The 12,042-nt window shown below is 63.9% G+C and carries 12 protein-coding genes; 2 read left to right on the forward strand and 10 right to left on the reverse strand.

What is annotated here, in order from left to right:
- Window positions 1-53: 53 nt before the first annotated feature.
- On the reverse strand, window positions 54-2,333 hold the full coding sequence (locus AC1DCF_RS03100; protein ID WP_477209730.1) for a polyribonucleotide nucleotidyltransferase: 2,280 nt from the start codon (window positions 2,331-2,333) through the stop codon (window positions 54-56).
- 444 nt (window positions 2,334-2,777) lie between these two features.
- On the opposite strand from AC1DCF_RS03100, the gene AC1DCF_RS03105 reads away from it, so the two are divergent.
- Window positions 2,778-3,047, forward strand: a complete 270-nt coding sequence (locus AC1DCF_RS03105; RefSeq protein WP_477209731.1) for a YciI family protein — start codon at window positions 2,778-2,780, stop codon at window positions 3,045-3,047.
- 101 nt (window positions 3,048-3,148) lie between these two features.
- Here AC1DCF_RS03105 and AC1DCF_RS03110 read toward each other — a convergent pair whose 3' ends face one another.
- The 9 genes from AC1DCF_RS03110 to AC1DCF_RS03150 form a co-directional block, all read right to left on the reverse strand.
- The gene (locus tag AC1DCF_RS03110; protein ID WP_477209732.1) at window positions 3,149-3,775 is read right to left on the reverse strand and encodes an FMN reductase; all 627 of its coding nucleotides are present in this window, start codon (window positions 3,773-3,775) and stop codon (window positions 3,149-3,151) included.
- Between the two features lies 1 nt (window position 3,776).
- Window positions 3,777-4,934, reverse strand: coding sequence for an LLM class flavin-dependent oxidoreductase (locus AC1DCF_RS03115; RefSeq protein WP_477209733.1), 1,158 nt, complete (start codon window positions 4,932-4,934; stop codon window positions 3,777-3,779).
- Between the two features lie 86 nt (window positions 4,935-5,020).
- Window positions 5,021-6,517: an amino acid permease gene (locus AC1DCF_RS03120; protein WP_477209734.1), complete on the reverse strand. Its 1,497-nt coding sequence runs from the start codon at window positions 6,515-6,517 to the stop codon at window positions 5,021-5,023.
- Window positions 6,518-6,634: 117 nt separating this feature from the next.
- On the reverse strand, window positions 6,635-7,108 hold the full coding sequence (locus AC1DCF_RS03125; RefSeq protein ID WP_477209735.1) for a VanZ family protein: 474 nt from the start codon (window positions 7,106-7,108) through the stop codon (window positions 6,635-6,637).
- Between the two features lie 154 nt (window positions 7,109-7,262).
- A complete protein-coding gene (locus AC1DCF_RS03130) occupies window positions 7,263-8,315 on the reverse strand; it encodes an LLM class flavin-dependent oxidoreductase (RefSeq protein ID WP_477209736.1) in 1,053 nt (350 codons plus the stop codon).
- Window positions 8,316-8,475: 160 nt separating this feature from the next.
- Window positions 8,476-8,745 (reverse strand): 30S ribosomal protein S15, encoded by a 270-nt coding sequence (gene rpsO / locus AC1DCF_RS03135; protein ID WP_414804947.1) that lies wholly within the window; start codon window positions 8,743-8,745, stop codon window positions 8,476-8,478.
- 134 nt (window positions 8,746-8,879) lie between these two features.
- On the reverse strand, window positions 8,880-9,494 hold the full coding sequence (locus AC1DCF_RS03140) for a hypothetical protein (RefSeq protein ID WP_477209737.1): 615 nt from the start codon (window positions 9,492-9,494) through the stop codon (window positions 8,880-8,882).
- Window positions 9,495-9,606: 112 nt separating this feature from the next.
- Entirely contained in the window at window positions 9,607-10,092 is a 486-nt protein-coding gene (locus AC1DCF_RS03145; protein WP_477209738.1) for an SRPBCC family protein, read from the reverse strand.
- Window positions 10,093-10,131: 39 nt separating this feature from the next.
- Window positions 10,132-10,533: an ArsR/SmtB family transcription factor gene (locus AC1DCF_RS03150; RefSeq protein WP_477209739.1), complete on the reverse strand. Its 402-nt coding sequence runs from the start codon at window positions 10,531-10,533 to the stop codon at window positions 10,132-10,134.
- A 440-nt stretch (window positions 10,534-10,973) separates the two neighbouring features.
- On the opposite strand from AC1DCF_RS03150, the gene AC1DCF_RS03155 reads away from it, so the two are divergent.
- The gene (locus tag AC1DCF_RS03155) at window positions 10,974-12,032 is read left to right on the forward strand and encodes a phosphotransferase (RefSeq protein WP_477209740.1); all 1,059 of its coding nucleotides are present in this window, start codon (window positions 10,974-10,976) and stop codon (window positions 12,030-12,032) included.
- Window positions 12,033-12,042: the final 10 nt, after the last annotated feature.

Genomic DNA, 12,042 nt, shown 5'->3' on the forward strand with positions numbered 1-12,042 from the left:
GCCCTCCGTCTCACCGGCAGCCTGGCGAGAGGCGAACCGGGAGATCTTTCTGACTAGCCTTCGGCCGGAGCCTCAGCGTGCTCAGCGGTGGCGCCACGACCTTCCGTGTCACCGCCCTCTTCGAGCACCGGGGCGAGCGACAGCTTGCCACGGTCATCAATCTTGGTGATCTCAACGAGAACCTTCTGGCCGACGCCGAGCACGTCTTCGACGTTCTCAACGCGCTTGCCACCGGCGAGCTTACGCACCTCAGAGATGTGCAGCAGGCCGTCCTTGCCCGGGAGCAGCGAGACGAAGGCGCCGAAAGCGGCGATCTTCACGACAGTTCCGAGGAACTGCTCGCCAACCTCAGGGTTGGTCGGGTTCGCGATGGCGTTGACCTGCGCACGCGCAGCCTCAGCCGACGGTCCGTCGACGGCGCCGATGTACACGGTGCCGTCTTCTTCGATCGAGATATCGGCGCCGGTCTCGTCCTGAATGGCGTTGATCGTCTTGCCCTTCGGGCCGATCAGCTCGCCAATCTTGTCGACGGGGATCTGCACACTGATCACGCGGGGCGCGGTCGGTGCCATCTCGTCGGGCTGGTCGATTGCAGCGTTCAGCACGGCGAGGATCGTCGTGCGGGCATCCTTCGCCTGGTTCAGCGCGCCGGCCAGGACCGAGGCGGGGATGCCGTCGAGCTTGGTGTCGAGCTGAATCGCGGTGACGAATTCGCTGGTGCCGGCAACCTTGAAGTCCATGTCGCCGAGTGCGTCTTCGGCACCGAGGATGTCGGTCAGAGCCGCGTAGCGGGTCTTGCCGTCAACGGTGTCGGAGATGAGGCCCATGGCGATTCCGGCGACGGGCGCCTTCAGCGGCACACCGGCGTTCAGCAGGGCGAGGGTCGAAGCGCACACGGAACCCATCGAGGTCGAGCCGTTGGAGCTGAGGGCCTCAGACACCTGACGGATCGCGTAGGGGAACTCCTCGCGCGTCGGCAGCACGGGAACCAGGGCACGCTCAGCGAGCGCTCCGTGGCCGATCTCGCGACGCTTCGGCGTTCCCACACGGCCGGTTTCACCGGTCGAGTAGGGCGGGAAGTTGTAGTTGTGCATGTAACGCTTCTTGGTGACCGGGTTCAGCGAGTCGATCGTCTGCTCAAGCTTGAGCATGTTCAGCGTGGTGACACCCAGGATCTGGGTCTCGCCGCGCTGGAAGATCGCGGAGCCGTGAACGCGCGGGATGACCGCAACCTCGGCGTCGAGCGGGCGGATGTCGGCCAGGCCGCGTCCGTCCATACGAATGCCTTCGTTGAGCACGCGAGTGCGCACAACCTTCTTGGTGACCGACTTGTACGCGGCACCAACCTGGTTCAGGGCGGAAGCGGGAAGCGTTCCGGCCTCGACCTGAGCAGCGATGGCGTCCTTGACGCGCGCCTTGAGTGCGTCGTCAGCATCCTGACGCTCGACCTTGGCGGCGATCTGGTAGATGCCGGCGAGCTCAGCCTCGGCAAGAGCTGCGACAGCGTCGTAGGTCTCCTGCTCGTAGGGCGGGAAGAGCTTGTACTCGGCGGTCGGCTTGGCTGCGGTAGCCGCAACCTTCTGCTGAGCCTCGATGAGCTGCTTGATGAAGGGCTTCGATGCTTCGATGCCCTGCGCGATGACCTCTTCGTTCGGCTTGACAGCGCCGGCCTGAATCAGGTTCCACGCGTTGTCGGTAGCTTCAGCTTCGATCATCATGATCGCGACGTCGTTGCCGTCGTCGATCAGGCGACCTGCAACGACCATGCTGAACACGGCGTCGGCAAGCTGCGAGTGCTTCGGGAAGGCAACCCACTGGCCGGAGCCGTTCTCGTCGGGCATGAGGGCGACGCGAACGCCACCGATCGGGCCGGAGAAGGGCAGGCCGGCGAGCTGCGTCGACATGGATGCAGCGTTGATCGCGAGCACGTCGTACAGCTCGTCGGGCGCGATGGCCAGAACGGTGACGACAACCTGGATCTCGTTACGGAGACCGTCGACGAACGACGGGCGCAGCGGCCGGTCGATCAAACGGCAGGTGAGGATGGCTTCGGTCGAGGGACGGCCCTCGCGACGGAAGAAGCTGCCCGGGATGCGACCCGCGGCGTACATACGCTCTTCAACGTCGATGGTCAGCGGGAAGAAGTCGAAGTTGTCCTTCGGCTGCTTGCTCGCACTGGTGGCGGAGAGAAGCATGGTCTCTTCGTCGATGTAAGCGGCGGCAGAACCCTGCGCCTGCTGAGCGAGACGCCCAGTTTCGAAACGGATGGTGCGCTTGCCGTACTTGCCGTTATCGATAACGGTTTCGGCGAACGTGATTTCTGGACCTTCCAAGAGGTCTATCTCCTTTGTTTAGACTCGTTTGCCCGTATGGCGCGCGAGTGGAACAACGAAGCGAGGAACAGGCAGAAACTCAGCCGCCGAGCGCATGATCGCGCCCGGCATTCGTGCTGGCCACCAGTAGAAATTCACCAACCGGCGATCGTGTGAGAATCGACTGCGTGTTGGGAAACCACCACCGAGGACCAGCTTCCTGCCAGCCTGCTCCGTACAGTGTTGAGTTACACCGTGCTCGGTCAATCCGCAGACTGACCTCGGGCAGTCTAACATCACGGCCCTTCGAAACACTGGTAGCCCCTGCTTCGCACGTGCTCGTGCTCGTGCTCCGAAGCGTAGATTGACCCGCGAAGCCAGATTCCTCACAGATCGAAGGGAAAAGCAATGCCCAAATACGTTCTTCTTTACACCTCCCCGGTAAGCGCCGAGGAGCAAATGCAGATGTCAGAGGAAGATGTGAAGGCCGAACTGGATGCCTGGATGGCGTGGTCGGCCCGGCTCGGACCGGCGCTGATTGACTTCGGCGTCCCCCTGGGCAATGGCAAAGCTGTCACAAGCAGCGGCGCCACCGCGACATCCAGCGAAGTGAACGGCTATTCGATCATCGAAGCCGACAACGTCGACGCTGCTGTCGCACTCACCGACGGCCACCCGCACCTGCGGCAGGGAACGATCGAGGTCCTCGAGACGATGCCGGTTCCGGGGATGTGACGCACCTCCGGGCCAATCAATCACACGCAGACACCACGGATGCCCGCTCCCTCGTCGAGGAAGCGGGCATCCGTCTTGTCGGCGGGTAACCGGCCGGCTGCCTAGCTGGCCTGAAAACCACCGGTCGGATTAAACGACGGGTCGAGTGCGAATGGGTCGCGCACCAGACTCGACCGGTCGGAGAGCAGCATGAGCGCCGCCAGCTCGCCGGCCGCCCGGTCGATGCGGTTCGGCAGCGTCTTCACCGTGTCGGCGCCGCTCCCCCAGTCTTCCGACGCGGCGAAGACCGAGGTCGGCGCGACGACAGAGTGCAGATAGGTGAACATCGGGCGAATCGCATAGTCGAGCGCCAGCGAGTGCCGCGCGGTGCCGGCCGTCGCCCCGATCAGCACAGGCATGTCGGTGAGCGAGGTGTTGTCCAGAACGTCGAAGAAAGTCTTGAACAGTCCGCTGTAGCTCGTGGTGAAGATGGGCGTGACGGCAATCAGGCCGTCGGCACCGGTGACCGATTCGATCACGGCGTCGAGTCGCGGGCTCGGAAACCCGGTCAGCATATTGTTCATCACGTCGGTGGCCACATCGCGGAGTTCGACGGTGACGATCTTCACCTCGATGCCGTCTTCGGCCAGCCGGGCTGCGGTTGCGGCGGCCAGCTTGTCGGCCAGCATCCGTGTCGAGGACGGCTGGCTGAGGCCGGCCGAGACGACGGCGAGTGTGCGTGTCGTCATCTTAGGCACCTGCCGTGGTCGTGCTGCCGAGACCGAATGCGGCGCCGCGGGCGGACTTCACCTGGGCGAATTCTTCGGCGGACGCCTTCTCTGCCGCGGCCTTCAGCGAGGCGTGGGTCGGCGCGTCCGGCACCGACGCGGGTCGGTTGGTGGCGAATTCCTTGCGAAGCACAGGCACCACCTCTTCGCCGAGGATGTCGAGCTGCTCCAGCACGACCTTCAGCGGCAACCCGGCGTGGTCCATCAGGAACAACTGACGCTGGTAGTCGCCGTAGTAGTCCCGCATCTTGGCGTAGCGGTCGATGATCTCCTGCGGGCTACCCACCGCGAGCGGGGTCTGTGCCGAGAACTCTTCGAGACTCGGGCCGTGCCCGTAGACCGGCGCGTTGTCGAAGTAGGGGCGGAACTCATTGATGGCGTCCTGCGAGTTCTTGCGCATGAACACCTGACCGCCGAGGCCGACGATCGCCTGCTCGGCCGTGCCATGGCCGTAGTGCTCGAAGCGCTGACGGTAGTAGCTGATGAGCTTCATATAGTGCTCTTTGGGCCAGAAGATGTTGTTGGCGAAGAAGCCGTCACCGTAGTAGGCGGCCTGCTCGGCAATTTCTGGGCTGCGGATCGAGCCGTGCCAGACGAAGGGCGGCACGTCGTCAAGCGGGCGCGGCGTCGATTGGAAACCCTGCAGCGGAGTGCGGAACTCGCCCTGCCAGTCGACGAATTCTTCACGCCAGAGGCGGCGGAGCAATGCGTAGTTTTCGAGCGCCAGCGGGATGCCCTGGCGAATGTCCTTGCCGAACCACGGGTAGACCGGGCCGGTGTTTCCGCGGCCCAATGTCAGGTCGACGCGGCCGTCTGCCACGTGCTGCAGCATCGCGTAGTCTTCAGCGATCTTGACCGGGTCGTTGGTCGTGATCAGCGTCGTCGCGGTCGAGAGGATGATCTTCTCGGTCTTGGCGGCGATGTAACCGAGCATGGTCGTCGGGCTCGAGGGCACGAACGGCGGGTTGTGGTGCTCGCCGGTCGCAAAGACATCCATCCCCACTTCTTCGACCTTCTGCGCGATCGTGAGCATGGCTTTGATGCGCTCGTTCTCGGTCGGCGTCTGGCCGGTGGTGGGGTCGGTGGTCAAGTCGCCGACGGTGAAGATTCCGAACTGCATGTCACCCTCTCAATTTCAATGCGTTTGCATGGATATTGGGTCCAACCGTACACCCTGCGTTCCTATTCCCGGCCAGGTGAACCTGGCTATTTTCCCTGCTCAGCTGCGAGGGCCTTCTCTTTCTGCCCGAGCACCGAGTGGCGCCGGCTATAGCCGAAGTAGACGATCATGCCGATGGCGAGCCAGACCAGAAACCGCACCCAGGTCAGCGTCGTGAGGTTGAGCATCAGCCAGACGCAGAGCGCTGCGGAGAGAATCGGCAGCACGGGCGACCACGGCACGCTGAATGCGCGCGGCAGGTCCGGGCGCTTCTTGCGCAGCACGACCACGCCGATGCTGACCAACACGAAGGCCGAGAGGGTGCCGATGTTGATCATCTCCTCAAGAACGTCGACGTTCGTCAGTCCGGCCAGCAGCGCCACGACGACGCCCACCAGAATCTGCACGTGCGCCGGCGTGTGCCGCGTGTCGGAGGTGCGGCTCATCCAGCTCGGGAGCAGGCCGTCGCGGCTCATCGCGAACAGCACGCGGGCCAGGCCGAGCAGCAGCACCATGATCACCGTGGTGAGACCGGCGAGAATTCCGATTGAGATCACCTGGGCGGCCCAGTCGGCCCCGACGGCGATGAAGGCCGTCGCGAGACTTGGCTCCGCCGCGTCCGCCAGCACCGTGTAGGGAACCATCCCGGTGAGCACCAGACTCACACCGATGTAGAGCACGCTCACGATGGCGAGGCCGCCGAAGATGCCGCGTGGCAGGGTGCGCTGCGGGTTCTTGACCTCTTCGGCCGAGGTGGCGACGACATCGAAACCGATGAACGCGAAGAAGACGAGGGATGCTCCGGCGAGCAGGCCGAACACTCCGTATTGCGCGGGAGCGGCTCCGGTCATGAATGAGAACAGTGACTGGGTCCAGGCGTCGCCTTCACCCGGGGCAGAAGGCTGGGACGGTGGGATGAACGGGGTGTAATTGGCCGGGTTGATGAAGAACGCTCCCACCACGATCACGAAGAGCACGATGGCCACCTTGATGATGGTGAACACGGCGCCGACCCGGTTGGAGAGCTTCGTGCCGAGCACGAGCAGGGTGGTGAAGATCGCGACGATCAAGAACGGCCCCCAGCTCACGGTGAGGCCGAGAACATTGATCGTGGCCGGCACGTCCCAGTTCCACAGTTCAAAGACGTTGCTGAGGTAGATGCCCCAATATTTGGCGATGACGGCGCCGGCGGTGAGCATCTCGAGGATGAGATCCCAGCCGATGATCCAGGCCAGCAACTCGCCGAGCGTGGCGTAGGTATAGGTGTATGCCGAGCCGGCGACCGGAATCGTCGAGGCGAACTCGGCGTAACACATGATCGCCAGGGCGCAGGTGACGGCCGCCAGCACGAACGCGAGCGTGACCGACGGGCCGGCATAACTGCCGGCCGCTTTGGCGCCGACCGAGAAGATTCCGGCGCCCACCGCGACGGCCACCCCCATGATCATGAGGTCGAAGGTGCCGAGCGAGCGTTTCAAGCTGCGGTGCTCAAGGTGCGAGTCGGCCAGTGAATCTTCGATGCTTTTGGTGCGCCAGAGGCTCATCGTTTCGCCTTCCGTCGGTCTGGGTCGACGCCGTGCGGTGGCGTTCACCACCGCGCGGTGCAGCTTGCCCGTTTGCCTAAGGTGTGCCGCGCGCAGCTCTGCGCGAGGTACTTCATGTTAAGACGCGGCGGCACGATCCGGTCGAAAATCCTCTGGAAAATCCGGGCGAATCGTCCTCCGTCGTGCTTTCGACGCGGCAACGAAGAACGCGAGAGCGGCGCCGATCCCGGTTCCGAGAGTGTTGGCGAGGATATCCCGCACATCGCTGACGCGCGTGGGGAGAAAAAGCTGTACGAATTCGATTCCGCAGCTCAATGCGAAACCGACCGCCAGAACCAGCCACCAGCGACGTCGACCGACAAGCTGAAGCAGAAGCGCGCCGAGCGGCACGAACAAGCCGATGTTTGCCGCGAACTCGATCCGCTCGTATGTGATCCACGCAGTCAGATCCGACTGGGCGAGCCAGGTGACCAGCGAATGAACCCAGCCTTGATCAGAGCCGTCGACAGGTTGTGGGCCGAGTGTCACCACGCCAATGAAAGCCAGGTAGAGAACCGTGGCAGTCACAACAAGTGAACGCGAACGCAGCATTGCTCAATCATGCCGTGATCTGACTGTGAGGGGTCGCGTATCGACCTTCGTATCCCGAAGGAAGGTCGATACGCGACCCCTCACGAACCGAGTGAGTGAGTGAGCGAGCATGAGCGTGAGCTGGGTGCGCATGCGGCGCGCATGCGGCGCGTAGCTAGTTCGTGGGCAGCAGCTGCTCGGCGAGCAACTCCAGCGTGCGCAGTCGCGCGGGCGATGCGTCGATGGCTGCGTCAGCGCGTGCGGATCCGACCGGCTGAAGCATGACTTCGTCGACACCGAACTCGGCGGCGAGAGCGCGGATGCGCGCGGCCGCGGCAACGGGCTCGTCCACGATCCAGTTGGCTGACATCCGCTCGATCATCTCGGTCTGTGCCGGGGTCATCACCGCGGCCGACGCCTCTTCGACGGTGGCGACCGGGCCGAGCCGTTGACCGGTGCGGAGCCTGGCCATCAGCTGCATCTGCGGGAGGGCGAGTGCACGGGCCTCCTCCTTCGTGGCGGCGACCGACGCATTGAGGGTGAGAAAGGTGCGCGGGGCAGCGAGATTCTCTGACGGTGTGAACTCACGGCGGTACACGTCGAGGGCGTGGGTGGTGCTGTCGCCGGAGAAGTGGTTGGCGAAGACATACGGCAGGCCCTGTGCCGCGGCGAGGTGTGCTGAGTATTCGCTCGAGCCGAGCAGCCAGAGCATCGGGATCCCGGTTGCGGCGGGAGTCGCGCGCAGTTCGTAGTTTCCGGTGGTCAATGTCACCATCGCGCCGTCGGGGTGCAGCAGCGCGGTGATGTCGCCGATGTTGCGCGGGAACGCGTCGACGTCGCTGACAGCGCCGCTCGAACGGAGGAGCGAGGTAATGACGGGGTCGCTGCCGGGTGCGCGACCGAGGCCGAGGTCGATGCGGCCGGGGAAGGCGGCCTCGAGCAGGCCGAACTGCTCGGCGACCACGAGGGGAGAGTGGTTCGGCAACATGACGCCACCCGAGCCGACCCGGATGCGCTGCGTGTTGGCTGCAAGAATGCCAATCAAAACCGGCGGGTTCGTCGATGCCACCGACGGCATGTTGTGGTGCTCGGCCACCCAGTAGCGCTCAAAGCCGAGAGCGTCGGCGCGTTGGGCGAGAGCGATTGAGGCGGTCAGCGCCTGGCTTGTGCTCTGGTTCTGGCGAACGGGAATGAGGTCGAGCACGGAGAGGCGCAGTGTTGTAGTCATCTCTGTGGCAAACGGTGGCTGCACTTCGGGTATTCCCGCAGGCACCGTGCACAGATGTGCATCTGCCCCGCCGGAAACACAAAACGGGCCGACACCCGAAGGTGACGGCCCGTTTCGAAGAAGTTCGCGGTATCTACGAAGATCTACTCGTTCGGAAGAACTAGCGACGCAGTCCGAGACGCTCGATGAGCGAGCGGTAGCGGGCGATGTCGACGTCCGACAGGTAGCCGAGCAGACGACGACGCTGACCAACCAGCAGCAGCAGTCCACGACGCGAGTGGTGGTCGTGCTTGTGCTCTTTGAGGTGCTCCGTCAGGTCCTTGATGCGCTGCGTGAGCATTGCAATCTGGACCTCGGGGGAACCGGTGTCACCTGGGTGGGTAGCGTACTCTTCGATGATCGCCTTCTTGGCGTTAGCTTCAAGTGCCATAGTGGGGATCCCCTTTCACTCACTGCGCGGTGCCCGGGGCCGAATGCCTGGGCTCTCTTTATCCGCGGCCGATTAGACGGCAACCTGAAGAGTTTAGCAGAGTTACGGATGGCCCAGCTCACCGCGTCGGGAACTCACGCCTTGCCGCTCTCCCGCGCCAGTTGCGCGACCTCGCGACGCAGTTGACGCATCCGTTTCTCATGGCCCTGCCAGTAGTCGGCATCGGCTTCGGTGACCGCGAAGGTCGGCCAGTCACGATCGAGGCGGGCGGTGATCGCCTGCCCGATGTCGGCCCAGGCATCGTCGCGGGCCCGCTCGACGAGGCGTGCCACGTAGTCGTCGTCGTCACGCAGGGCGGCCAACCGGTCGGCGACGGCCAGGTTCACGTCTTCACGGCGGCGCAGGTTTTCGGTGTCACTCGAGCGATAGTCATGCTGATGCTGGCCGACGCCGCCGCGACCGGCGGCCACCGCGCGCTTCTGCTCAGCCAACTGGGCAGAGCCCTCCGACTCCCGGATCACCTCATTGAGCACGGCTCGCGCTGCCTCGGCATAGTAGTCGGGGTGATAGGTCACCGATTCGGCCAGCGCGCCGATGACGATCTGGTTTTTCAACGCCATGCGTGCGGCGAACTCGGCGAGCATCACACCTTCGGAAACCATGTCCTCAAGTGCGGCAGGCTCCGGAACCGGAAGCGCCGAGAAATCGAATGGCTTCGCCGGCCGACGGTACTTGCGACGAAACCACATCTCTCGTTTGAGCCCCTCGTTCTGGCGCCACTGGATCAGCAGCGATCGATTCCCAGCCTATCGCGGCGGAGCCTCCCGCTACCGGGAGGCTCCCTTCGCATGGCAGGAATCATCACCGAACCGATGCCGACTCCAGCAACTCATCGAGACGCTCGAACCCTTCGGTCAGGCCTCGCTCCATGCCGCTGGCCACCATGCCGTCGCGGTCCTCCTGCGTTTGGTAGACCGAGTGCACCTCAATCCGGGTGCGCCCGCCCAGATCGATGAAAGTGACGGACTCCAGACTGATGTGCCCGGGGTAACCGTCGAATTCGAAGGTCTGTACGATGCGATCGGGCGCGACACTGTGAAAGACGCCGCTGAATCCGTAGGGCGTGCCAGCAGGGTCGGTGTGGGTATATGCCCACTTTCCTCCGGCGCGCACGTCGTACTCCAACACGTCCATGGCGAGGTCACGCGGTCCGAGCCACTCTGCAACGAGGGCCGGCTCGGTGTAGGCGCGATAGACGTCGGCGACGGGAGCGTCGAATTCCCGCACGACGTCGACGTAGGGAACGCCGGGCGAAGCGGTGACGGTGACGGGGTTGTGTGTAGTCATTTTCTCTCCTGCTTTCTTGTGGTCAACTTGCGATGTGTTTCACTCTGCGTTGTTGTGCAGTGATTCGAGCACGGCGTCGAGGCGGCGGAACTGCCGCTCGGCGACGAGCCGGTAGGTGTCGATCCATGCCGTGAGTGCTTCAAGCGCAGCCGCGTCGAGGTGACAGGGCCGACGTTGCCCCTCTCGGGTTCGGGTGATCAGACCTGCCGCTTCCAGCACTTGAATATGTTTCGAAACTCCCTGCTTGGTCATGGCGAATGGCTCGGCGAGCTCATTGACCGTTGCGGGCCCACGCGAGAGCCGGGCGATCAGGGCTCGTCGCACCGGATCCGCCAAAGCCAGAAATGCACGATCCAGCTGCGCATCCTGGTCGGCTGAGCTGTCACTGACTGGGCCGTCACCGACCGAGTCATGACCATCCGGGCCGTCACTATGGAGCATTTATCAACCTTCTTGTTGATCAACCAATTGGTTGATAATCCGAGAGTAGAAGCCGATTACGGCGATGTCAAGGGGCAATTGAGGTGTGGATTGAATGGCGCGAGATGGCATGACGATGCCCGTCGCCTGCGCCGGCGTGGCTCTCAGCGCAGTTACATCGTCACTCGGCCGGAGTCGCCGGAGCAGCCTGAGTCGCCGGAGCAGTTCGCGCGGAGGGCGACCACGTCTCGATGATGCAAATCAGGCGATGATGCAAGTCAGAGGGATGTCGGCGACCCGAACGTCGGCATCCCCTCTCATTAGACTCGCGCACCCATAAAGATGGCTGCGAATGTGCTGTGCCCCGTCACGAGAGTGCACATCCACATCACCCGTACTTCCGAACGCTCACCGGTGCGAAACAGTGGCGGTTCACGCCGGGCGCATGTTTGACTGACCGAGTGACCGAGACACAGCGGGACAGTACGATCGGCTCGGCTTTCGCGCGGGCGGATGCCGGCACCGCCGCTTGGCTTCTCGACCGGCACTGGGGTATCCAGGCGCGCTCACTCAGCCGCCTCGACACCGAGAACGACGACACGTTCCGGGTGGGCGTCCGTGCGGAGGCAGACGCCCGAATCGGTGGCCCTGACCCGACCGGTTACATCCTAAAACTGGCCAACCCGGCCGAGGACCCGGCCGACATCGAATTGCAGACGAGCGCGTTGCTTCACTCGAGCCGGCGAGATCCGAGCCTGCCGCTGCAACAGATCATCCCTTCGCTCGAGGGCGACCTTCTCCCCCGCATCACCCTGGAGAACGGCGACGTGCGCATCGTCCGTGTGCTCACGTTTCTTCCCGGGGCACTGCTCAACGACACCCCCTGCAGCCGGGCTCAGTTGCGGGCGACCGGACGCTCGATGGCGAAACTCGCGGCGGCCCTGCGCGACTTCACGCATCCGGCGGCCCGGCGCTCCCTGCCCTGGGATCTCCAGCAGCTCGGCACACTCGAGCCGAAACTCGGAGCGGTAGCTGACCCCGCGGTGCGTGCAGAGATGGCGACCGCGCTCACCGCGCTCGTTGGCGAGACACTGCCGCGTCTGAGGACGACGCGACGGCAAGTGATCCACAACGACTTTCATGGCGGAAATGTGATCGTCGACCCGACGGATCCCGCCTTCGTCACCGGCATCCTCGACTTCGGTGACACGGTCGACAGCTTCCTGGTTGCCGATCTCGCCGTCGCCATGTCGTATGCCGGCGGCTATCCGAGCGCGAGCGGCGAGAATCACGGTCCCTGGGCCGCGGCCGATGCGCTGCGCGACGGCTACTCGGAGATCACTCCCCTGACCGAGCTCGAATGTGAGCTGTTGCATCCGCTAGCCGTCGGCCGCCTGGTGCAGCGCTACGTGCTCGGCAGCTGGCTCGCCGCCACCCACCCGGCGAATGCCGACTACACGACCAAGAATCTTCGGCTCACTCTTGATCAGTTCACGAGCATGGCCATTTCAACCCAGTGAAGGGAATCCC

Source organism: Leifsonia sp. 10L418 (genome assembly GCF_056395445.1).